This window comes from Flavobacterium tegetincola DSM 22377 (assembly GCF_000425485.1).
Lineage (GTDB): Bacteria > Bacteroidota > Bacteroidia > Flavobacteriales > Flavobacteriaceae > Flavobacterium > Flavobacterium tegetincola.
In genome coordinates, this window is sequence record NZ_AUDN01000008.1 from 271,862 (window position 1) to 296,565 (window position 24,704).

Here is a 24,704-nt window from a genome sequence, read left to right on the forward strand (position 1 = left end):
AGCGAATTTAAAAATTTTATACCTGATTACCGCTACTCAAAAAATTTTAATTCAATTTTAAGAAAACAATGTCCTCAATATCATTCTATTTATATAAATTTGTCATTATCAAACTATAAAAATCATATTACAATGAAAAAAGGTATATTATTATTTTCAGCAGTGGCGCTTTTGACATTCTCTGGATCTTTTGCTCAACAAACTTCTAAAAAAGCACCTAAAGCAAAAGTTTCTAAAGTTGTAGCTCCAACAGTACAAGGAGCTGGAATTAATTTCGTTAACGATGTAATGGATTACGGAACTATTGAATTAAAATCGGATGGTGCTCGTGAATTTGTTTTCACAAATAACGGTACACAACCTTTAATTATCACTAACGCACAAGGATCTTGTGGATGTACAGTTCCAACTTGGCCAAAAGCGCCAATCGCTCCAGGTGCTACAGCTGTTATTGGTGTAAAATACGATACAAATCGTCCAGGTCCATTTACTAAAACAATTACTTTAACAAGTAATTCAACTACAACTCCTTCAAAACTTTTAACTATTAAAGGAAATGTTTTGCCTCAGCCAGCCGCTGCAGCAGTAAAAAGCTAGTTTACACTTCATATAGATTTCAAAGCTTCCTCACGAGGAAGCTTTTTTTTTTGCACAATCAAATACCCAATCATGAGAAAATTAGAAAACAGCGAACTGGATCGCAAAACGGTTGAAGATTTTAAAACTGCCGATAAAACGCCAATAATTATTGTAATGGACGACATTCGGAGTTTGCACAATATTGGTTCGGTTTTCAGAACGTCTGATGCTTTTTTAATAGAAAAAATATATTTGTGTGGCATTACCGCAACACCACCTCACAAAGAAATTCAGAAAACCGCGCTTGGAGCAACAGAGACGGTCGCTTGGGAACATCAAAAAAATGTAACTGATGTAATTCAAAATTTGCAAGCAGAAAACGTAATTGTTTTGGCCATTGAGCAAGTGGAACAAGCTATTTTATTAGACAATTTTCAGGTGGATGCTACTAAAAAATATGCTCTCGTTTTTGGAAACGAAGTATACGGCGTTTCTCAGGAAGCAGTTGCGTTGTGTGACGGTTGTATTGAAATACCGCAATTGGGAACAAAACATTCGCTCAATATCGCTGTAAGTGCCGGAATTGTAGTTTGGGATTTATTCAAGCAATTAAAAGCTTAATGTGCGGCAAGCGCTCGGTCTATTTCCTCAAGAATATAAATATAATCCGATTGATTTTTTACAAAATCGCGATCGGAAACATCTAATACCAAAATATTCAGATCAGGGTGCGTTTTGATAAAGTCAAAATAACCCTGATTTATTTTATCCAAATAATCCGAAGGAATTTCTTGCTCATAACTTCTTCCCCGTTTTTTGATGTTCTGCAAGAGACGTTCTGTATTTTGGTACAAATAAATATATAAATCCGGTTTAGGAATTTCCTTATATATAATTTCAAACAACTTCCGATACAATCTAAATTCATCTTCAGTAACAGTTACTTTTGCAAAAATAAGCGACTTGAAAATATGATAATCAGCTACGATGAAATCTTTAAACAGATCCAGTTGTGCCAGATCATCAGAAATTTGTTGGTAGCGATCGGCCAGGAAAGACATTTCCAACGGAAATGCATACCGTGCTTGATCCTTGTAAAATTTTGGAAGAAAAGGATTGTCTGCAAAACGTTCTAAAATTTTCTTCGCATTAAAATCCGCAGCTATTTTGTGTGCCAAAGTTGTTTTCCCTGCACCAATATTTCCTTCCACAGCGATGAAACTGTAGTTGTTAATTCGTGTATTCTTAAACGGATTTTCCAAAACGGCTACCGCTTTGCAATCGGATACATCCACACAATCTGCAATAAGTTCTGCTACAGTTTTATGCAAAATAGGATGTACAAATTCTGTTTCCAAATCCTTCATGGGCAATAACACAAATCGTCTGTTTTCCATCTGAACATGCGGAATTTGCAAAGTATTGGTTTGCAAAATCTCGTTGTTACAATTGATAATGTCAATATCTATTGGCCTTGCTTTATATCCTTTTTCATCGGTTCGAATTCTACCAAACTCTTTCTCTATTTTCAAAATGGCTGTTAAAACTTTGGAAGGCGATTTTGAAGTATGCACTAAAATGGCACAATTGTAAAACGGCTCACTTTCAAAACCCCATGAAGGCGACTCGTATAATCTTGAAACTGAAATTACCGTTGCCACTTTCCTGTTGATTGCATTAATCGCTTGTTGAATCAGATCTTTTCTATCGCCTTGATTACTTCCAATTGATAATACTATTTTATTTTGCTCCTCCATAGACTGCAAATTTAAGTAAAACATTTTCTAAAAAAAGTAAAAGAAGTACTCCTGAATTGATTTTTAAAATATTCAAATGAAACTGTAACAAATCGACAGGATAAACGTCTTATTAGGCAAAAGAAATAGGATATGAAATTTTTAGGAAATGTAGTAGCAACTGTTGTCGGGTTGTTTTTATTTATCATGATTTTTGTTTTTGGAATCATTTTTATCGGCGTAATTTTCGGAGGAGAGTCGGAAAAGGTTACCGTTGAAGACAATTCTGTAATTGAATTAAACTTACAAAACGTAAGCAGTGACTTTACGGGAAAATTCTCCGATCCGTTAGTGAGTATGTTTCAAGGTGAAAATCGCGTAGGTTTTACTGATGTTTTAACAGCAATTGCTGCTGCACAAGAAGACGACAATATAAAAGGAATCAGTATTCTAAACAATTCTTCAAATTTAGGAATGGCACAACTGAAAGAACTTCGTGACGAACTGGCTCGCTTCAAAAAATCGGGGAAGTTCATCGTATCGTATTCTGAAGTTTTATCGCAAAAAGAATACTATTTAAGTTCCGTAGCCGATACCATTTATTTGAATCCTTTAGGCGAAATGGATTTTAAAGGACTTTCATCTGAAGTGATGTTTTTTAAAGATTTGCAAGAAAAAACGGGAGTTAAATTAGAAGTAATTCGACACGGAAAATATAAAAGTGCCGTGGAGCCTTTTATTTCAAATGAAATCAGTGACGCAAATCGGGAACAAATTTCTGCATTGCTGAACTCCGTCTGGACGGGAATGGTTGGCGATATTGCTACGTCTCGAAAGGTTTCTGTTGCACAATTAAATAACATTGCTGACGGACTTTTGGCTCGAACACCAGAAATGGCAAAGACCGAAAAACTGATTGACAAAGTAAGTTATGAAGACCAATACCACGCTGGCATTAAGAGTGCTTTGAAAGTGGCAAAAGACAAAGAGTATAAAAAAATAACTATTGTAGATTATACGTTAAATAACAATACAAAACCAAAAAATACCAGTGCCGAAAGCAGAATTGCTGTGATTTATGCACAAGGAGAAATTCGTTCAGGCGAAGGTGATGTAAGTTATATTGGAGAAAAATCAATGAATCGGGCGTTAAAAGAAGCGCGAGATAATAAAGACATTAAAGCCGTTGTACTGCGAATTGACAGTCCTGGCGGAAGTGCTTTGACTTCAGAATTGATTTGGCGTGAAATAGAATTGACCAAAAAAGTAAAACCTGTAGTCGTTTCAATGGGAAATGTAGCCGCTTCCGGTGGATATTACATTGCTTGTAACGCGAATAAAATTTTTGCAGAAAACACGACAATTACAGGTTCAATTGGTGTTTTCGGAATGTTGCCTAATTTTTCTACACTATCTGAAAAAATGGGGATTCATACGGAACAAGTAACCACACATACCAACTCGGCAGATTACAGTCCGTTTGTACCTTTATCAGATACCTATCGTAAAGTAACACAAGAAAGTATCGAACGCATTTATACCACTTTTGTAAACCGAGTAGTTGCAGGCCGAAAAATGACTTTTGAACAAGTGGATGCTATTGGACAAGGACGCGTTTGGACTGGTGCTGAAGCTTTAAAAATTGGATTAGTGGATGAAATTGGCGGTTTAGACAAAGCTTTGGCGGAAGCCGCAAAACTGGCAAAAATCAAAGAATACCGAACTGTTAACTTCCCAGAATTTGATAAGAAGTTTGAAGATATTTTTGCAGGATTACCGTTTGCTACCTCAAAAGCAGCTTTAATTGAAGAAGAAATAGGTGCCGAAAATTATAAAATTTGGCAACGATTGAAAGAGGCATCGTCTCGAACTGGCATTCAAACTGCATTACCGTTTGAGTTAAGCATAAAATAAATAACCAAATAGTTATTATTAAGCCAACTTATTTAATTTTATTAGATAAGTTGGCTTTCTATTTAATAATTTTGCCTTTCAATATTCTATATTATGTTAAAAAAGATTTTAAAAGTCACAGGAATTGTTCTTTTAGTGCTTATTATCGCACTCGTTTCCATTCCGTTTCTGTTCAAGGACAAAATAAAACAAATGGTAATTACTTCCATCAACCAAAATTTGGATGCCACTGTTGCATTTGAAGAGGTTGATTTGAGTTTACTCAAAAGTTTCCCTAAAGCAAATGTGACCATCAATAAATTGAGCATCATCAATAAAGCACCTTTTGCTGGAGACACGCTGCTTTATTCAGGAGAAGTAAATTTAAAAATGTCCGTAAAAGAACTTTTTAAAGGAGAAAATGAAGCCATGAATATTGAATCCTTTTACTCAAAGGATGCAAAAGTCAATATTTTATTTGACAAAAATGGCGTGGGTAACTTTGACATTGCTTTAAAAGATGCAGCAAAAGAAGACGGCAAGGACAGTAAACCCTTTGCGTTGAACATTCAGAATTATGAATTTGAAAATTTAAAATTTAAATATTTTGATGAAACATCAAAGATGAAGTTGATCATTGACAGTTTAAACCACCAAGGTACAGGAAATTTTGCCGCTTCAAAATTGGATTTGAATACTAAGACTACCGCTAGAGTTTCATTTGATATGGATTCTACCAATTATATGAAAAACATGAAACTGGATTTAGACGCTGTTTTAGGGATCGATTTAGAACAGAGTAAATATACTTTTAAAAAGAATAAAGCTTTAATAAATCAACTTCCGTTAGAGTTTGACGGTTTTATCCAAATGGTGGAAGATGGACAGAATTATGATCTGAGCTTTAAAACACCAACTTCTTCCTTCAAAAACTTTTTGGGGGTAATTCCCGCACAATATGCAGGTAATTTGAATACTGTACAGACCACGGGTGACTTTACTGTTGTAGGTTTTGCAAAAGGAATGTTGACCGAAACAACGATTCCAAAATTCAACATTGACATTTCATCTAAAAATGCATCCTTTAAGTATCCTGATTTGCCAAAATCGGTTACTAATATTATGATTGACACTAAAATCATAAACGAAAGCGGATTGATGAAAGATACGTATGTCAATTTGGACCAACTCTCGTTTAGAATTGACCAAGATGTTTTTGATGTCAAAGCAAATGTAAAAAACATCACTGAAAACCCATTGGTTGATGCGGCTTTAAAAGGAACTATTAATTTAGGGAATGTTTCAAAAGCGTATCCCATTAAATTAACCACACCACTTTCAGGGATTTTAAAAGCAGATTTGGTAACCAAATTTGACATGGAATCCATCGATAAAAGTCAGTATGAAAAAGTCCGCAACTCTGGAAACTTAAGCATTACTGGATTTAAATATACCGACGAAGATAAAAAAGTATATACCATCAATAAAGCGGTTGCACAGTTTAATCCTGCTACCGTAAACTTGCAAGAGTTGGATGTAACAACGGGTAAAACCGACTTGCAAATCAACGGCGTTTTAGAAAATTTCTATGGTTTTCTATTTAAAAATGGCGACATTCAAGGTACATTTAATTTGAAATCAAATCAAATTATTGTGAGTGATTTCATGACGAAAACAACTGAAAAAGCGAATGATAAAACTACGACTGAAGAAGCAATAAAGGTTCCTAAATTTTTAAACATCAAATTAAATGCTGCTGCAAATAGTGTGGTGTATGACAATTTGAATTTGAAGAATGTATCTGGAACGCTTTTGGTTAAAAATGAAACAGTGACTTTGCAAAACGTAAAAACAAACTTGTTTAACGGCTTAATTACCGCAAATGGTTCGGTTTCTACGAAAAGTAAAATACCCACTTTTGCAATGGAATTGGGCTTGAAAGGTGTGGACATTCAGCAATCTTTTACGCAGTTGGACATGTTAAAAAACATTGCTCCAATAGCCGGAATCATTAATGGACAGTTAAATTCTACCATTAAATTAAATGGAAATTTAGATGCGAAAGAAATGACACCTGATTTAAAAACAATTGGTGGAGACTTATTTGGACAATTGTTATCCACTACGATTAATGCAAAAAACTCCGATTTGTTAACCGCTTTGAGCAGCAATATTAAGTTTATAGATTTGAGTAAAATCAATCTAAATGATTTAAAAGCGAATCTTACTTTTGAGAATGGAAAAGTCAATGTAAAACCATTTGATATAAAGTACCAAGACATTAAAATGACGGTTGGCGGTTCGCACGGATTTGATCAATCTATGAATTACGATTTAAAATTCAATGTCCCAGCGAAATATTTGGGAAGCGAAGTAAATGGATTGTTAGCAAAACTAACTCCTGCTGAATCGGCAAAATTGGAAAATATTCCTGTCAGTGCAATGGTGACTGGTAACTTTAGTAATCCTAAGATTTCGACAGATATGAAACAAGCGGTAACCAATTTGGCCAACCAATTGATTCAACAACAGAAAGACAAGTTGATCAATCAAGGAACAAACGCGTTACAAAACCTGATTAAAGGCAACACAACGGTTAAAGATTCTACAAAACCTGCAACCAAAGAAGATAAGGTAAAAGACAAAGCAGCCGACCTGATTAATGGTTTATTTGGCGGAAAGAAAAAATAAAATATTTGCATTATAAAAAGTAAAGTCCTTTTGAAAATTTCTTAAAAGGACTTTTTTTTATACAGATATTCTAACTTTATACCCTTCATTACTTCTGACGTTAAAAACAGTTCCGTTTTCAAAAATTAAATACTGTGCTTTAATTCCAGTCAGCTTTCCTTGAAATGATGGATTTTTATCTAAACTCAAACTTGCAATTTTCTTTGGATATTCTAAAACAGGATGCTGTAAAGACTCCACGTGAAATGCATTTAGATCAAAAAATTCGCGTACTTCGGCAGGTAAAAGTGCAGCTACTTTTTGTTTTTCCTCCATCAAATCTACTTCAATGATGTCATTAGTCAACATTTTTCGCCAATTGGTTTTATCAGCAAAATGATTTTTCAATGCGACTTCCGTAATTCCTGCTAAATAGCGGTTGGGTACTTCTACAATCGCTAAAGCTTGCTCGGCACCTTGATCAATCCATCTCGTAGGCACTTGAGAATCTCTCGTCACTCCTACTTTAATTTCGCTTGACGACGCAAAATAAACAATGTGCGGTCGCAACTGAACACGTGATTCGTATTCCAAATCACGGTCGGCAATTCCTAAATGTGCTGTACTTAACTCGGGTTTCATGATCCAATCGCCAACGGCCGGACTGCTGTAAAAACAATCGTAGCAAAAACCTTGACGAAAAATTTTCTTTTCCTTTCCGCAGTTCAAACATTGGTAGCCGTCAAAGATAATTTCTATTTCTTTACCAAGTAACTGATTGACGTTTAGAAAACTATTTTCAAAAACCAAGTAATATTGGATGGGAGTTCCCAATTCGGTTTGCATCTTTGTTAACGTGCCTTCGTAAGTCATTGTATATTTAAATTTTAGAATCCCGAATTTGGACTATTTTTTATTATTTTTGGTAAAGTTAGAAATTCAACAACCATTATCATAATATAAAATGGCGTTACCAATTATTAATTCTGTTGCAACCTGGATTTTAAAAAAGCGAATTCACCAGATTGAATTGTTTATAAAATACCCCAATGAAGTTCAGGAGGAATTGTTGATGAACTTGATTCGAACTGCCGAAAGGACGCAAATTGGCCTTCAATATGATTTTGAAAGTATCAAATCGTACCAGACCTTTGCCGATCGTGTACAAATTTCCACCTACGAATGCCTTGAACCTTTAATTGAACAAACCCGAAAAGGGGCTCAAAATATTTTTTGGCCTACGCCAATTAAGTGGTTTGCAAAATCCAGCGGAACCACTAATTCTAAAAGTAAATTTATTCCGGTAAGTGCCGATGCGTTGGAAAATTGCCATTATAAAGCAGCCAAAGATTTACTTTCTCTCTACCTCAATAACAACGAAGATTCGCAAATGTTTACCGGTAAAAGTTTGCGTTTGGGTGGAAGCAAACAATTGTATGCTGACAACAATTCGTTTTTTGGAGATTTATCTGCCATATTGATTGAAAACATGCCCATGTGGGCTGAATTCAGCAGTACGCCAAGTAGTAAGGTTTCCTTAATGGACGATTGGGAAATTAAATTAGGGGCTATTGTCAATGAAACGAGGTTCGAAAATGTGACCAGTTTAGCGGGAGTTCCGTCTTGGATGTTGGTTTTATTGAACAAAGTTTTGGAGGAAACCAAAAAAACAAATTTATTAGAAGTTTGGCCCAATGCCGAAGTTTATTTTCACGGCGGCGTTGCTTTTGATCCTTATAAAGAACAATATAAAAATCTATTTCCAAGTAATACTTTTCAGTATTATGAAATTTATAATGCATCAGAAGGCTTTTTTGCCATTCAGGATTTGAATAATTCAAGTGATTTATTGTTGATGTTGGATTACGGGATTTTCTATGAATTTATTCCGATGGATACGTACGGAACACTTGAACAGAAAATTATCCGACTTGCAGATGTTGAAATCAATAAAAATTATGCCATCGTCATCACTACCAATTCTGGTTTGTGGCGGTACCAAATTGGCGATACTGTTCGGTTTACGTCTTTAAATCCATACCGCATTCGAGTTACGGGACGAACCAAACACCACATAAATGTATTTGGCGAAGAACTCATTATTGAAAATGCCGACAATGCAATTGCCAAAGCCTGCGAAGTGACGCATACTGAAATGATTGATTATTCGGTAGCCCCAATTTTTATGGAAGGTAAAGAGAAAGGTGCTCACGAATGGATCATTGAATTTCGAAAAAATCCTGAGGATGAAGCACTTTTCAAGAAGGTTTTGGACGAAAGTCTGCAAGCTTTGAACTCGGATTATGAAGCCAAAAGGTATAACAACATGACTTTAAACGCTCCTATTATTCATTTTGCACGACCAAATTTATTTCATGATTGGCTTAAAAATCAAAACAAGTTGGGTGGTCAAAATAAAATTCCGCGACTTTCTAATCAACGAGATTATGTGGAAGAATTGCTGGTTTTGAATCTGGAAGTTTCTATTTAAAAATCATTCCTACTATTTCTTTAGCCTTACAGCAAGAGGATGCAAACAGTACACTATTTCTAAAAATAATTTGATCACAAAATTTCATAAAAAAATCCCATCATTGCTGATGGGATTCTTTGTTTTATATAAAAAGCAATTAGATGATTAACATCGCGTCACCGTATGAGTAGAATTTATATCCTTCTTTGATTGCTTCTGCGTATGCTTCTTTCATTAAATCATGTCCTGTAAAAGCAGAAACCATCATTAATAAAGTTGATTTTGGAGTATGAAAATTGGTAATCATACAATTTGCAATACTAAAATCGTGAGGAGGAAATAAGAATTTATTAGTCCAACCGTCAAATGTATTTAATGTTCTAGCAGAAGAAACTGCACTTTCTACAGCTCTCATAGAAGTTGTTCCTACAGCACAGATGCGTTTCTTTTTAATTTTTGCGTTATTTACAATATCGCACGCTTCTTGCTTGATAATCAATTCTTCCGAATCCATTTTATGTTTAGACAAATCTTCTACTTCCACTGGATTAAAAGTTCCTAAACCTACGTGAAGTGTTACTTCTGCAAAATCTACTCCTTTAATTTCAAGACGTTTCATTAAGTGTTTAGAAAAGTGCAAACCAGCTGTTGGTGCTGCAACTGCTCCTTCTTCTTTAGCATAAATCGTTTGGTAACGGTCTTTATCTTCAGGAGTTACTTCACGACTGATGTATTTTGGGATAGGCGTTTCTCCAAGTTCCGTAAGTTTAGCTCTGAATTCTTCGTAAGAACCATCGTATAAGAAACGTAATGTTCTACCTCTTGAAGTAGTATTGTCAATAACTTCAGCTACTAACGAATCATCATCGCCAAAATATAATTTATTTCCAATACGAATTTTACGAGCTGGATCTACTAAAACATCCCACAAACGCTGTTCTGCATTTAATTCTCTCAATAAAAATACTTCGATTCTTGCTCCCGTTTTTTCTTTATTTCCGTAAAGACGTGCTGGAAAAACTTTGGTATTATTTAAAATTAGAACATCTCCTTCGTCAAAGTAATCAATAACGTCCTTAAACATTTTGTGCTCAATGGTCTTTTTTTCTCGGTTAATAACCATTAATCGTGCTTCATCACGATGTTCAGCAGGATACTCAGCAAGAAGCTCTTTCGGCAAATCAAATTGGAAGTGAGATAATTTCATAATAAAAGTACAGTATTAAGATTGTAGCGTCAAGAATTAAAATATTTCCTAATGCGCTTGCAAAGATACGACTGTCAACTAGGCGTTGTCAAGTAAAACACTGTTTATTTTCGCAATGCCATACAGACATTGACTTGGTTCTCGCAAAATTTAAGTCTTTTATACAATATTATGTTAAAAATACTTCTACTGGTCTTGCGAAATCAGAATACCACAACCTTTTAAATCGGTCCAAAAGTCGGGATAGGATTTCGAAACCACCTCAGCATCTTCAATTTGCAGCGCCGTTTTCAAGGCTAAAGGAGCAAATGCCATCGCCATTCTATGATCCTGATACGTTTTTATCGTAACATTTTCTTTGATTACTGAAGTTGGTTTAAGAACCAAACTCTCATCAGAAATTTCTACAGAAGCTCCCAACTTTATCAATTCATTTTTCAAAGCTTGAAGCCGATCTGTTTCTTTGATTTTCAAGGTATGTAATCCCGTTAGTTCGCATCCAATTCCCAACCCGAAACACGTTACAGCTATGGTTTGCGCAATGTCTGGCGCGTTAATAAGATTTAGAATTTTTGATTTTTGATTTATGCTGTTGACGTTTGCATTAACCTTTGAAATCGTTATTGTTTCATCGTCATTGAAAACCGTTTCTACTCCAAAATCTTTGTAAATTTCACTTAAAACAGAATCACCTTGCAGACTATTTTTCTTGTAGCTTGAAAGTGTAATCTGTGTTCCAATTTCAGAAAGTGCTACTATCGAGTAAAAATAAGATACGGAAGACCAGTCGGATTCCACAACTATTGTTGTAGGTTTTAGGTTGTAGGTTCTAGGTTGTATCGTTATTATGTTGTTTTCAAAAGAAGCTTTTACGCCAATTTCTTTTAACAAAGCCAACGTCATTTTTATGTACGGCATTGAAGTTATTTCGCCTTTCAAATGTAATTTTAATCCGTTTTTTAGTTTTGGAGCAATCAGTACTAAAGCCGAGATAAACTGGCTGGACGTATTGGCTTCCATAGCAACTTCGCTACTTTCTAATTCTTTGCCTTTGATGCGTATTGGCGGAAAGCCCGCTTTTTCTTCGTACGAAATTTGAGCTCCTAAATTATTTAATGCTTCTACTAAAATATGAATCGGACGTTCTTTCATTCGTGACGAGCCGGTTAAAATTATGTCTGAATTGCTTTGCGTAGCAAAAAAAGCCGTTAGAAATCGCATGGCAGTTCCTGCGTGGTGGACGTTTATTGTTGTAGGTTCTAGGTTGTAAGTTTTAGGTTGTAAAATGTGAGACAACGCCTTCATCATCACTTCAGAATCATCCGAATTGGATGTATTTTTCAAACTAATTTGTGGAAACAATGCTTGAAGCAATAGCAATCTGTTGGTTTCTGACTTGGAACCGGTGATTGCAATAGTAGCTTTAGTTATTATTTTAGAATGATGTAATTGCAAATTCATATACCTACTTTTTTTTAAACTTTTTACGAATCCATGGAAATACGAAAACTTCTGCTAAACCCCACATTAATCCAAAGAAAATAGCTCCTTGAATCACTTCACCTGTTGAAGATGCCGATCCAAAAAAGTAAAGCAAAACGCCATAAAAAAGTCCCATTCCTATAAAACCGACTATAAATGTAATGCCTTTTTCTTTCAAAATTTACTTTGTTTTATTGGCCGTTTTCTTTCTTCCTAGATAAAAGAATAATACGGTCATAACTACTACTTGCACTGAAGTTCTTATAAAATAAGAGTTGGAACATTTACTTCCAAAATCCAATACGCAGTTTCGATCTTCTTCGATGAAATAAAATAATGGAAAAGTAATGAATATAACTAATGGCAAAATAACCAAAAAGCGCTTTAAATTTGGATTCATTATTTTAGTTTTTCATTATTTTTATGACGGTCTTTGTCGCGGTTTGTCTTTAAATCTAGCTTCTTGTCAAAGGCTTCTTGTAAATTAATTCCGGTTTGATTGGCCAAACACAAAACTACAAAAACAACATCTGCCAATTCCTCTCCAAGGTCTTTATTTTTATCACTTTCTTTCTCGGATTGTTCGCCGTACCGTCGGGCGATAATTCGGGCTACCTCGCCTACTTCCTCGGTCAATTGTGCCATATTGGTCAACTCATTGAAATAGCGAACGCCGTGCTCTTTGATCCAGTTATCAACGTCAATTTGGGAATTTTGTATATTCATATTTATAATTTTAAAAACCCTAGTTGGTGAACCAGGTTTGCGATTTCTGTATCAAAACTTTAAACGAATGCTCTCCAATATTAAACGCAATACGAGGAAAATTCCCACTGTCATTACTTTTTTTTTTCAGAAAATTCGTATTTGACATCAACTTAATTCTGCCGAACCTATTTTAAATTTTCCCGAATAATTTTTACTTCAGTAGGTCTAAAATAGTTTTTTCGTTACCTCCAAGGAGCTGTATGTACTCTTTTATAATTGAAAAACAAATATAGAGAAAGCAAGGATATATAACTCTTTTTCCATCACTGTTTGTCTTTAATTTATTTGAGTTACCCACTTCATAAAGTTATTCTGAAATTTTAGGTAAACAAGAAGTTGCAAATTATAGTTTACCTTAGTTTAATACGATAATTCACAAGCAAAACACTAGTAGAGATGCAAAACTTAAAGATGAATTTTCCAAATATAAAGTTGTAGATGCCATAATTAATGTTGTAGACGCCATAATTATTGTTGCTGATGGCATAATTATATATAATTCTTGCATAATTAAGGTTGGCGACGGCATAATCATGTATGATTATGACACATTTAATGTTGTCGATGGCATAAACATGTATAATTACTACATAATTAATGTTGTTGATGGCCTATTTACATCAATATTGAAGTTTTTCTTAAAATTAATTATCACCGAATTGGTAAGGAACTAATTCCTTATTTTTAGTATCCATCAAAATAGTCACTGGGCCATCATTTATTAAAGCAATTTTCATATCGGCTCCAAAAGTTCCGGACTGCACTTTTTTAGTTAAATCAATTTCCATTTGACACAAAAAAGCTTCGTACAGAGGGATGGAAATTTCAGGTTTCGCCGCTTTTAAGTAAGAAGGTCGATTTCCTTTTTTAGTGGACGCTTGAAGTGTAAATTGACTCACAATTAGCAGTGCGCCACCACTATCTTTAACCGACTTATTCATTACCCCATTTTCATCTGCGAAGATGCGCAAATTGGCAATTTTAGCGGATAACCATTGAATATCTTCTTGAGAATCTGCCTCTTCTATACCTACAAATACCAATAATCCAGATTGAATTTGACCCGTAATTATAGTATCGATTGTAACTGAGGCGGAGGTAACACGTTGGATGACGGCTTTCATTTTTAAATTGAGGATTTATGAATTAGGATTTAGGATTTTTAGCAGAAAGCCAAAAACTATAACTGCAAACTATTCACTTTTTCTGGTATCATCGCTTGCTACTCGATCATCGTTGTAAATATCGGTACGGTAATTTTCATCATCGCCTTCCATTATTTTCAGATAACTGCGGTAGCGTGACCAAGCAATTTCGTCTTTTTCTAGCGCATTTTTGATCGCACAATGCGGTTCTTCTTTGTGCAAACAATTGTTGAATTTACATTGGTCCTGCAACTTGAAAAATTCCGGAAAGTAACCGCTAATTTCGGCAGGTTCCATATCCACCATTCCAAAACCTTTAATTCCAGGCGTGTCAATAATATGAGCATCAAAACTCAAATCGTACATTTCTGCAAAGGTTGTGGTGTGTTGCCCTTGCTTACTGGCTTCTGAAATTACCTTTGTTTTTAAGTGCAAAGAAGGTTCCATCGCATTTACCAAAGTCGATTTTCCCACTCCTGAATGTCCGGAAAACATGCTCACTTTTCCAATCATCAGTTCTTTTAGCTTGTCAATTCCTTTCATTTCTGTGGAAGAAACGCGAAGACATTGGTAGCCAATTTGCTCATAGACGTACTGCATGTACAACTGTTCGTCCAAAGTGGCTTCGTCAAACGTATCAATTTTATTAAAAACCAATATAGTTTCAATACCATACGCTTCGGCAGTTACTAAAAAACGATCGATGAAATTGAACGTTGTAGGAGGATTATTTACGGTAATTAATAAAAATACGCGGTCAATATTGGATGCAATAATATGCATGTGGTGCGATAAATTCACTGATTTCCGAACGATGTAATTTGTTCTTTCATGAATTTTATCAATAGTTCCCGTGATTTTATCTGAAGTTTCGTCAATTTCATAATCCACGTGATCGCCAACGGCAATGGGATTGGTACTTTTGATTCCCTTCATCCGAAATTTCCCTTTAATACGGCATTCAATAAAAGCACCATCCGAACCTTTAACGGTGTACCAACTTCCAGTAGATTTATAAACGATTCCTGTCATGGGACAAAGATACTATTTTGATTGAAGATTTTTTACAAAAAAAAAGTTGCCATTTCTGACAACTTTTACATGAAACTATTTGTTTATTACTTTCTCCTGATGCGTAATACTTTCTTGGTGAATGGCTTTAAAGAAGTTTAAAATAAATGGTTCACTTAAACCTTTTTCGCTTCCCTCCCGCTTCATTCTTTCTAGGATTTCCATCCAGCGTTGGCTTTGTAAGACTGCAATTTTATTTTGCTTTTTCAACGTTCCTATCGCTTCCGAAATTTGCATTCTCTCGCCGATGATTTCCAATAGTTTACTATCTGAAGCATCAATCTTGTTACGCAATTTGGTAATTTCTATAATGTAAGTTGCACTTTCGCTGCTTTTTTTCTTTACTTTTAAATCTTCAAAAATTTCTTTCAAACGATCTGGTGTAACTTGTTGAGCCGCATCGCTCCATGCATTATCTGGATCAATGTGCGTTTCAATCATTAAACCGTCGTAATTTAAATCCAACGCTTGTTGCGAAACTTCCTGAATCATGTCGCGTCTTCCAGTAATGTGCGATGGATCGCAAATTAATGGCAATAAAGGAAAGCGATTTTGCAAATCAATAGCTACTTGCCATTCTGGATTGTTGCGGTATTTGGTTTTCTCATACACCGAAAAACCACGGTGAATGACGCCTAAGTTTTTAATTCCAGCTCCATATAAACGTTCTACGCCACCAATCCATAGACTTAGATCTGGATTTACGGGATTTTTTACCAAAACAATTTTGTCGGTATCTTTTAATGCATCTGCTATTTCTTGAACGGCAAACGGATTTACAGTAGTTCGAGCGCCAATCCACAATACATCCATATCGTGTTCTAATGCTAATTTTACGTGAGCTGCATTGGCCACTTCCACTGCCATTAACATTCCTGTTTCTGCTTTTGCTTTTTGGAGCCATTTTAAACCAATCGCGCCAACGCCTTCAAAACCACCTGGACGTGTTCTTGGTTTCCAGATTCCGGCTCTAAAGATCGACACGTCCGAATCTTTTAATTCGCGTGCTATTTGTAATACTTGTGCCTCAGTCTCGGCACTGCAAGGTCCTGCGAGAACCAATGGATGCGACAAGTTTAACTCGTCCAACCACTTTCTGTTTGCTGCTGTAATTTCCATAGCACAAATGTAGCGTTATTCTATTTTTAACAAATAAGCTATATGTTTTTTTTAAGAATAGTTTTGCACTTGGCTTTCAATAAAATATGAATTTCCGTAAGTAAAGTACCCTTTAACTGTGAACTTGTAGTTGACCAAAGACCATTGCGAACTTGCAAACGCCATTGTAAAAACAATTCCCTCGTTAACAAATGTTAACTCAAATTAACGCATTTCAGGATGTACATTCTCTTTATTTGCCTTGTTGTTTTGGATGACACCTTTTGAGTTAGTGGCCAAATCTAAAACACAAAAGACCGATACAGGCCGAAGATTCCGACGGCGAAGCTAGCCCCGACATGAGTGGAAAGCTCCCAATACGCTCATTTTTTGAGCGTATTGGGACTTGAAGCGTTGGCGGGATGAAGCTCCTAAAAATTTACCTTAATTTAAAACCCAAACTATTATGAACCGATTAATTATTGCCTTACTTGTGTTTCTTCCTTCCGTACTTTTAGCGCAAAATTTTCAAGGAATGGCGGTGTACGAATCCAAAAGGAGCTTGAAGGAGCTTAAAATTGAAAGTAAAGATCTGAACGATGACATGATGAAAAAAATCATGGATGGAATGAAGAAACAGTATGAAAAAACTTATATTCTTAACTTCAACAAATACGAATCTGTGTATCAGGAGGAGCAAAAACTGGAAACTCCTTCGTCGGGTTTTTCTATGGGATTTATGAGTTCTAGTGCTAACGAAGTTACTTATAAAAACATAAAAAACAAGGTACAATTGGCAGAACAAGAATTTTTGGGAAAAGAGTTTCTTGTGACCGATTCCTTAAAAGTGTACAATTGGGAACTGCAAAGCGAAACAAAAAAAATTGGCGATTATACGTGTTACAAAGCCATAAGTGTGGACCGTGTTACGCAAGAAGATTTGGATCAATACGAAGCGGAGAAGATCAAGCAAGATACCGCAAATACTGCATTTTTTACAATAACTGAGCCAAAGGAAAGAATCGTTACGGTTTGGTACACGCCCGAAATTCCCGTAAGTCAAGGACCAGGAGCATTTTGGGGTTTGCCGGGTTTAATTATGGAAGCGAGTTTTGACGATACTATTATCTTATGTTCAAAAATTGTACTAAATCCAACGAAAAAATTAAAAATTAAGGCTCCAAGAAAAGGTAAGGAAGTAACAAAGTCACAATACGATAGTCTAATTGAAAAGCAGATGGAAAAGATGACCAATCAAAACGGTGTAATCCTTATAGAAATCGGCCAATAAGTAAATCAAATTTTCACTTTACACTCAAAAGCAATGCAAAAAATTACCCTATTTTTCTTCCTGACCTTCTTTGTTTTTATGTCTAATGCCCAAAATGTTCGCCTCGAAGGAATGGTTACCGATAATTCTAAGATTGGTTTAGAAATGGCAAATGTCATGGCAATAAACCAGCAAACGAAAGCGATGGACGGTTACTCAATTACAAATGATAAAGGAAAATTTCAACTTTCGTTAAAACCCAATACACCTTATTTAATTAAAGTGAGTTACATTGGCTACGCCAGTTTTGAAGAAAAATGGAGTACTGGAGCGGAAAATAGTACAAAAGTAATTGTGCTTTCTGAAGGTGTGGAATTGGAAGGTGTAGAAATTGTGCGCGAAATGCCCGTTTCTATAAAAGGAGACACCATAGTCTACAATGCCGACTCATTTACAACAGGAACCGAACGCAAGTTGGAAGACATCTTGAAAAAACTTCCAGGTGTTGAAGTCAACGCGGATGGAGAAGTAGAAGTGGAAGGAAAGAAAGTGCAGAAATTGATGATTGACGGAAAAGACTTTTTCGACGGTGATACTAAATTAGGGGTTAAAAATATTCCTGCAGATGCGATTGATAAAATTGAAGTACTCCGGAATTACAACGATAATTCTATTTTAAAAGGAGTAGAAAACAACCAAGATAATATTGCCATGAACATAAAACTGAAAAGCGGTAAAAAGAATTTCTGGTTTGGAGATGTTACCGCCGGAATTGGCGTAGGTCATTCAGAAGAACGGTACAATGTAAATCCAAAATTATTTTATTACAATCCCGATTACAGCATCAACCTGATTACTAATTTTAATAATATTGGCGAATTGCCATTGACACCACAAGACTATTTTAAATTCACGGGAGGATTTAGAAATATGATGGGAAAAGGAGGATCGTCTTTTAATGTTTCTTCCAATGGTTTGGGAATTTCTTTGTTGCGAAACAACCGTGCAAAAGAAATTGAAACGAATTTTGGAGCATTCAACTTTTCGTACAATGTTACAAAAGCGTGGACTTTGAGTGGTTTTGGAATTTTCAACAAATCATTAACAGATACAGAAACAATTTCAACGACTAACTTTTTATTGCCCAATTCAGACGAAGTTGCTTCTACAGAAAACAGAAGTCAAGTGGGAGCTCAAGAAAATAAGTTGGGTTTAATGAAGTTTAGTTCTACTTACAAACCCAATGCAAATTTGCAGTTTGATTACGATATCTTAGCGCGAATATCAAAGCAAGATGAAGTTGGCGATTTATCTCGTGAAACGATTGTCATGAATAATGCCACTACGGAATCCATTTATACCAATAAAGATCAAGCTCCGATTTCCGTAAATCAAAATTTAAGTTTGTACTATACGGCTTCTCCTAAACATATTATTGCAGTAGAAAGTCAGTACCTATTTCAAGAGGAAGATCCATTTTACAATGCCAACTTAGCTACGCAGCCTTTTGCTTTTTCGGGATATGTTGCCGGTCAAGATAGAAATGACATCAATCAAAACCGCTATGTAAAAACGAATAAATTGGACACAAAAATTGACTATTACTATTTGCTTACGCCAAAGAGCAACATTAATATTACACTTGGAAACACCAATTCTTACCAGAATTTCAACTCCTCCATCTTTCAGGTTTTAGACAATGAGACGGTAAATCCTTTGACCGATGCTGCAAACACGAATGACGTGAATTATCGATTCAACGATGCCTTTTTGGGATTGCATTATAAGATTTTAACGGGAAAATTTACGTTTACGCCAGGAGTGAGCATTCACAATTACCAATTGAATAATTCACAATTGGGTACGGATTATAAAAGTTCTTTCAATCGTGTTTTACCTGATTTCTTAGCGATATATCAAATTAAAAAGTCAACGACCTTGACGTATAATTTTGCTTTTACCAATAACTTTACAGACATCAATCAGTTGGCAGAAGGTTTTATTTTTAATAATTACAACAGCCTTTCAAGCGGAAACAGGACGTTAGAAAATTCCATTCAGCAAACGCACAGTTTATTTTATAGAAAATTCAATTTGTTTAATTTTGAGAATATTACGGCAAGTGTAAACTATTCTAAAAGTACAGATGCAATAAAAACTAGAGCTTCTTTTGATAATGTCAATCAGACTTCATCACCATTTAATTCGGCTTTTGCGGATGAAACTATTTCAGGATTTGGAAGTTACGGACGCTCTTTTCTTAAAAACTACAAGGCTTCACTAAGTGCACGATTAAATTGGAGTAAATTTAACAATATCCGACAGGATTTTTTAACCAATGTTGAAACGCTATTTACCAATGAAAGTTTCACTCAAAACTATAGTTTAAAAGCGTCTACTAATTTTAAAAATATGCCAAATCTAGAATTGGGTTACAGCATTAACATCAATGAATATGCTGGAAACACGTTCTATACCGAAAGCCCTTCGGCAAAACTGGATTATTATTTCTTAAAAAGTTTTTCCTTTGTAGCAGAATATGAATTTTACCATTATTACAATACAAACAAATCAGTTGAAAACGAATATGATTTTCTTTCTGCAAGTATGATTTACCAGAAAAAAGGCAGTAAATGGGAATACAAAGTTGCCGCAACGAATTTATTGAACACTACTTCTTTAAATGACGATAGTTTCTCGCAATTTTCAACACAAACTTCCCAATATACAGTTCAACCGCGCTATATTATTTTCAGTTTAAAATATAATTTATAGTCGTGATTGTGTTGCATTATTTCAATATATTCGTAGCACAATTGAATGTACTTAAGATTACATAATTAATAAATTTAAAATGGATACGCTAAAACTGGAAAAACGATTGCGATTAGTCCCACTTGTGAGTGTCTTTATAATCTTTGGATTGCGCAGATTTTTAAGTGATGAAAATTCGTTGCTAATAGTGATTTCCACAATAATTTTAGCATTGATCTGTATTGTTTCCTTTTTTTACATCATGCAATTAGAGAAGAAAAGTGGGCGTTATAATCCTAAAAAGTATACTCTTTTTTATTTTTTCATTATTATAGCAGTAATTATATTTGCTGCATCGATGATTCAGATTTAGATTTTTCTATGTAATTTAAAAACAATATATTTGAATTTTAAAAAGCTTCTTTATGAAGGCAACACTTTTAACTTAACCTATTTACTATGCGAAATTCACTTCTTTTAATTCTATTTACTTTATTTAGCTTCACGCTTTCTGCACAAAACAGCAAGAATGAAAAAGCGGTAATCCAAACTACGATACATTGTGACCATTGTAAAGCATGCGAAACTTGTGGTCAGAGTTTTCAAGAAAACTTATATAAAATTACGGGAGTAAAAATGTATGAACTAGACGAAAAAGCAATGACGCTTACCGTTTTCTATAATGGAAAAAAGACAAATTTAGATAAAATAAAAACTGCGATCACGAAACTTGGTTATGATGCAGATGAAATGAAAGCAGATGCGGAAGCGTATGAAAAACTTGATGGATGCTGTAAAAAAGCATAAATTTTCAAATAAAAAAAATCGGAACTGTGAGGTTCCGATTTTTTCAGTTTAAGAGTCTTTTAGTAAATAAGATTTGTAAGGAAGAGTTGTAATCTGAGAATATACGAAATTGTCGATGTTATGAAAAAAATAATGGTAGTCTTTCTCTTTTGCATTGTAACGGTTGGTGCCTTTGCGCAATCAGGATATGAGATTAAAATCGATTTGAAAAACTACAAAGATAATTTGGCTTATTTGGCCTACTATCAGTTTGACAAAACCTTTATTAAAGATACATGTAGTGCGATTCAAAATGGTAAAATTATTTTTAAAGGATCTTCAAAACTCGACAATGGTATTTATGCATTAGTCAGTAAACAAAAAGTACTTTTATTTAATTTTTTCATAGACGATGAAACGCAGAAACTTGAATTAAAAAGTAATGCTGCCGAAGACTTTGCCGAAGATGTAGTAGCCTTAAATTCCGACAGACAAAATGATTTTTTAAAATACATTCAACACCTTGGAAAGCAAAATAATGCATTCATGACATTCCAAAAGCAGAACGTATTAAGAACAAAACAAGACACGCTTTCTTTAATCGAAAAGCAACTTGGCTTTGAGAAAAATATTGCAGAATTTGAGAGAAATTTCTTGGATCGAAATAAAGGAACTTACATCGGCAGTGTCTTGAACTTGAAAATAGAGAGGACTTTAAAAGATGTACCAAAAGCGGCTAATGGTCGTCCCGACAGCATTGTTGCTTTCAATTTTTATAAAAATCACTATTGGGATGAGGTGGATTTTAAAGACGACGCTGTGATGAGAAATCCGTTTTTTTTTGGCAAACTCAAGAAGTATTTTGATACGGCAGTTTCTACAAATCCGGACTCTATTAGCGTAGCATTAGACCAATTTTTGGTACAGGCTCAAACAAATAGCTTGCTTTATAAATCCATGTTGGCTTATTTTACTAATACTTATGAAACAGCACCTATCATGGGTTATGACAAAGTATTTGTTCACTTGGCTGATAGGTATTTCAAGACTGGTAAAGCAGTAGGAATTTATAACGATGAAAGTGTGATAAAAAAAGTTATTGATCGAGCGGAAAAATTGCGACCTTTACTCATTGGTGCAACCGCTCAAGATTTACTTATGATTAAAGCCCAAGATTTTAGCAAAATGAAAGTAATGGGTTTCGAAGACGCTAAAAGCAGTGCTGAAATTACCAAACTGTATTACAAAAACTTGAATTCAATTTCAAAAATGTATGTCAAACTCAGTGAGGTAAAAGCCAAATATACGATATTGGTTTTTTGGGATCCTGATTGCAGTCATTGCCAAGTTGAAATTCCTATTTTGTTGGAATCTTATAATGAAATGATAAAGCAAAATATAGATGTGAAAGTTTACAGCGTTTCAATGGAATATGAAGGTGACAAATATTTAAAATTCATAGCCGATCATAAACTTTCTTGGATCAATGTTTATGACGGTGCTCGTATTAATAATACTTCCCAAAAATATGATGTGAATACGACACCTATTATTTACGTTTTGGATCAAAATAAAATAATAAAGGCGAAACGTATTTCAGCGCATCAAGTACCCGAAATAATAAAAAATTTAGAAACAGAATCAAAATAGTCCAAAAGACGATTGATTTTCTTTTTAAGATTACACTCTAATACACGCATTGTACTATTTTGATTTCTACTAATCTTACATAATTACATATTATAATAAATTCACTCCTATTTTTCCTCCCTTAAGGAAATTAAGTAAAAATAACTTAGCATTTCGTAGACTACAAGCCGAAACAGTTATTGTTTTACTTTAACCTTTTATTAGAATATTTTCCTTCCAAAATGCAGTAAAACATAGAATGCAATAGACATGCAGAAAATGATAACAGCAAACAGTTCAGTAAATATTTACAACTGATTAGTTCATAATTGAGAGCATAATCAGCATCTGTTTTTCAATCCACTCTATATTCTACATCGTCGAAAGGGAGGCTTAAAGATCTAACTTCAGTCTTACAATATTAACGTAAAGATCCTCTCACTGAATAAAAATAGACCTTATAGGTCTTGCCACTATAGAGTTTATAAGATGTGCCATAAAATCTTCTATTTTTCTAGCATTAGAGTATGAGTTCCAATTAAAAATTATATTTTTTATCAGTAATTACTCATAAATATAACATATTGTGTTTAATTATTTGAATCTATTTCAACAGGGAATAAATAAGTAGTTCTCCAATTTTAAGCAGCTAATATGAATTATTTAAACGTCACAATTACAAAAAACGAATTTCGTGCGTTTTTTAGGCTATTTCAAAAGATATCTAACCTGATTCACATAAATTGCTAGTTATCAACAAAATCGATTATAATTATTCTCTAATTTTGAAGCGTAATAGTTGTTGTCTTAGAGCAAACAGAGTGACTACGATTAAAAATTTGGCTGTTTTTACGTAGTAAATTAATGAATCTTTCTGAACTTAAGAATAATGATTATTTCACAATTATTAAAATATTATTAATGCCTAATTCAACTAATTTATGAAAAAATTTACTTTACTTTCGAAAGTTGCAAGTGTACTGCTTTTATTTAGCATGCTCTGCAACTACTCTGTTAGTGCTCGAGAGACCACTACTTATTTCGTCGTTCCAGCTAATCCTCCTACGCTAACTGCAGTGACAATCACACCAGTTTGTGCTGGTAAAAAAGCCACTATCGTTCTAACGGGTTTGATACCTAATTCTACTGGTGTCGCCACGTACAGTGTTAATGGAGTAATTCGAACAGTCACAGGGACTGCAAATAATTCTGGCGTATTTACTTTTCTTACCCAGACACTCACTTTAGCAGCAAATGGTTCTGTAGTTACTGTTCTAAAATTAAAAGATAATAATACGCAACTTGAAACTACATTTACTGGAAAAATTGCTACAATCGTGGTATCGCCTTATCCTACTTTAACTAGCATTTCAGTTTCACCAGTTTGTGCAGGTTCTTCAGCAATAGTAACTTTAACTGGTCTGGTGCCAAATTCAGTTGGGACAGCTTTTTATAAAATTGGTAGTCAGACGGCATCGCAATTTGGCACGGCAGATGTAACTGGAACCTTTACAATTAATACATTAAATCTTCCCGAAAGTGCTCATAATCTGAACATTGAAATTACAAAAATCATCAACAATTCTGGTTGTGAAACCATTTTTACAGGTAAAATAGCCACATTAGTAGTGAGAGCTCTTCCATCAATAAGCGTATCAAACAACGGCCCATATTGTGAAGGTTCCAATGTGAGCTTATCAGCTTCGGGAGCTACAACTTACTCTTGGAATGGACCACTTTCTTTCTCTAGTTCAGATCAAAATCCTTCTTTCACTGCAAGTGCTACTGCAAGTGGATCTTACACGGTTATCGCTACAGATGATAATGGATGTGTGAATACTGCAAGTACAGATGTAGTGGTTAACCCACTTCCAGTTGTTGAGATTACTGGTTCGACAGCTGTCTGCGAAGGAAACTCATTTAACTTAACAGCTACTGGAGGTGCCACTTATGCTTGGCGAGGAGCAGTGGGTTCTAGTAACGGTGCTACTTCAACAAGATACACTGCTTCAACTGCAACTATCAATAGAGATATTAATGGCGTAAATCATTACCATAGAGCTGGTGAGTATACTGTAACTGCTACAGATGCTAATGGTTGTGTTAATACTGCAAGTCAAACTATTAGCGTAAGCCCGAGATT

The 24,704-nt window shown here is 34.7% G+C and carries 20 protein-coding genes; 10 read left to right on the forward strand and 10 right to left on the reverse strand.

Annotation, left to right across the window (positions count from 1 at the left end; all coding sequences use genetic code 11):
- The first annotated feature begins 132 nt into the window (after window positions 1-132).
- Both H602_RS0102810 and H602_RS0102815 read left to right on the forward strand, forming a co-directional pair.
- The gene (locus H602_RS0102810) at window positions 133-597 is read left to right on the forward strand and encodes a DUF1573 domain-containing protein (RefSeq protein ID WP_026976650.1); all 465 of its coding nucleotides are present in this window, start codon (window positions 133-135) and stop codon (window positions 595-597) included.
- A gap of 72 nt (window positions 598-669) precedes the next feature.
- Window positions 670-1,200: an RNA methyltransferase gene (locus tag H602_RS0102815; protein WP_026976651.1), complete on the forward strand. Its 531-nt coding sequence runs from the start codon at window positions 670-672 to the stop codon at window positions 1,198-1,200.
- Here the strand turns inward: H602_RS0102815 and folK are convergent.
- On the reverse strand, window positions 1,197-2,336 hold the full coding sequence (gene folK / locus H602_RS0102820; protein WP_026976652.1) for a 2-amino-4-hydroxy-6-hydroxymethyldihydropteridine diphosphokinase: 1,140 nt from the start codon (window positions 2,334-2,336) through the stop codon (window positions 1,197-1,199). The genes H602_RS0102815 and folK overlap by 4 nt on opposite strands.
- Before the next feature lie 132 nt (window positions 2,337-2,468).
- Here folK and sppA point away from each other — a divergent pair, with 132 nt between their 5' ends.
- Window positions 2,469-4,229: a signal peptide peptidase SppA gene (sppA, locus tag H602_RS0102830; RefSeq protein WP_026976653.1), complete on the forward strand. Its 1,761-nt coding sequence runs from the start codon at window positions 2,469-2,471 to the stop codon at window positions 4,227-4,229.
- Window positions 4,230-4,322: 93 nt separating this feature from the next.
- The gene (locus H602_RS0102835; RefSeq protein ID WP_026976654.1) at window positions 4,323-6,899 is read left to right on the forward strand and encodes an AsmA-like C-terminal region-containing protein; all 2,577 of its coding nucleotides are present in this window, start codon (window positions 4,323-4,325) and stop codon (window positions 6,897-6,899) included.
- Between the two features lie 57 nt (window positions 6,900-6,956).
- On the opposite strand, the gene H602_RS0102840 is transcribed toward H602_RS0102835, so the two are convergent.
- The gene (locus tag H602_RS0102840; RefSeq protein ID WP_026976655.1) at window positions 6,957-7,751 is read right to left on the reverse strand and encodes a DUF2797 domain-containing protein; all 795 of its coding nucleotides are present in this window, start codon (window positions 7,749-7,751) and stop codon (window positions 6,957-6,959) included.
- 91 nt (window positions 7,752-7,842) lie between these two features.
- Here H602_RS0102840 and H602_RS0102845 point away from each other — a divergent pair, with 91 nt between their 5' ends.
- Entirely contained in the window at window positions 7,843-9,369 is a 1,527-nt protein-coding gene (locus H602_RS0102845; RefSeq protein WP_026976656.1) for a GH3 auxin-responsive promoter family protein, read from the forward strand.
- 139 nt (window positions 9,370-9,508) lie between these two features.
- Here the strand turns inward: H602_RS0102845 and queA are convergent, their stop codons facing one another.
- The 8 genes from queA to H602_RS0102885 all read right to left on the reverse strand — a co-directional run bounded on the left by queA (window position 9,509) and on the right by H602_RS0102885 (window position 16,143).
- On the reverse strand, window positions 9,509-10,558 hold the full coding sequence (queA, locus tag H602_RS0102850; RefSeq protein ID WP_026976657.1) for a tRNA preQ1(34) S-adenosylmethionine ribosyltransferase-isomerase QueA: 1,050 nt from the start codon (window positions 10,556-10,558) through the stop codon (window positions 9,509-9,511).
- 186 nt (window positions 10,559-10,744) lie between these two features.
- The gene (locus tag H602_RS0102855) at window positions 10,745-12,019 is read right to left on the reverse strand and encodes a 3-phosphoshikimate 1-carboxyvinyltransferase (protein ID WP_026976658.1); all 1,275 of its coding nucleotides are present in this window, start codon (window positions 12,017-12,019) and stop codon (window positions 10,745-10,747) included.
- Between the two features lie 4 nt (window positions 12,020-12,023).
- Entirely contained in the window at window positions 12,024-12,218 is a 195-nt protein-coding gene (locus H602_RS19800; protein WP_157504822.1) for a hypothetical protein, read from the reverse strand.
- A gap of 3 nt (window positions 12,219-12,221) precedes the next feature.
- Entirely contained in the window at window positions 12,222-12,440 is a 219-nt protein-coding gene (locus tag H602_RS19805) for a hypothetical protein (protein ID WP_157504825.1), read from the reverse strand.
- Complete coding sequence (locus H602_RS0102865; RefSeq protein ID WP_026976659.1) at window positions 12,440-12,766, reverse strand: nucleotide pyrophosphohydrolase; 327 nt, start codon at window positions 12,764-12,766, stop codon at window positions 12,440-12,442. Before H602_RS0102865 ends, H602_RS19805 begins: the two co-directional genes overlap by 1 nt.
- A 686-nt stretch (window positions 12,767-13,452) precedes the next feature.
- The gene (gene dtd, locus H602_RS0102875; protein WP_026976660.1) at window positions 13,453-13,932 is read right to left on the reverse strand and encodes a D-aminoacyl-tRNA deacylase; all 480 of its coding nucleotides are present in this window, start codon (window positions 13,930-13,932) and stop codon (window positions 13,453-13,455) included.
- 69 nt (window positions 13,933-14,001) lie between these two features.
- On the reverse strand, window positions 14,002-14,985 hold the full coding sequence (gene rsgA, locus H602_RS0102880) for a ribosome small subunit-dependent GTPase A (protein ID WP_026976661.1): 984 nt from the start codon (window positions 14,983-14,985) through the stop codon (window positions 14,002-14,004).
- A 75-nt stretch (window positions 14,986-15,060) separates the two neighbouring features.
- On the reverse strand, window positions 15,061-16,143 hold the full coding sequence (locus tag H602_RS0102885) for a bifunctional 3-deoxy-7-phosphoheptulonate synthase/chorismate mutase type II (protein WP_026976662.1): 1,083 nt from the start codon (window positions 16,141-16,143) through the stop codon (window positions 15,061-15,063).
- A gap of 445 nt (window positions 16,144-16,588) precedes the next feature.
- On the opposite strand from H602_RS0102885, the gene H602_RS18055 reads away from it, so the two are divergent.
- From H602_RS18055 to H602_RS0102920, 5 genes are all read left to right on the forward strand, one after another.
- Entirely contained in the window at window positions 16,589-17,413 is an 825-nt protein-coding gene (locus H602_RS18055) for a GLPGLI family protein (protein WP_051224123.1), read from the forward strand.
- A 33-nt stretch (window positions 17,414-17,446) separates the two neighbouring features.
- Window positions 17,447-20,167 carry a TonB-dependent receptor gene (locus tag H602_RS0102900; RefSeq protein ID WP_026976663.1) on the forward strand — a complete coding sequence of 907 codons (2,721 nt, stop codon included), beginning with the start codon at window positions 17,447-17,449 and terminating at the stop codon, window positions 20,165-20,167.
- 438 nt (window positions 20,168-20,605) lie between these two features.
- On the forward strand, window positions 20,606-20,953 hold the full coding sequence (locus H602_RS0102910) for a heavy-metal-associated domain-containing protein (protein ID WP_026976665.1): 348 nt from the start codon (window positions 20,606-20,608) through the stop codon (window positions 20,951-20,953).
- 120 nt (window positions 20,954-21,073) lie between these two features.
- The gene (locus H602_RS0102915; RefSeq protein WP_026976666.1) at window positions 21,074-22,582 is read left to right on the forward strand and encodes a TlpA family protein disulfide reductase; all 1,509 of its coding nucleotides are present in this window, start codon (window positions 21,074-21,076) and stop codon (window positions 22,580-22,582) included.
- A 920-nt stretch (window positions 22,583-23,502) separates the two neighbouring features.
- The coding region (locus H602_RS0102920) for a hypothetical protein (protein WP_026976667.1) at window positions 23,503-24,704 on the forward strand (1,202 nt) is incomplete at its 3' end.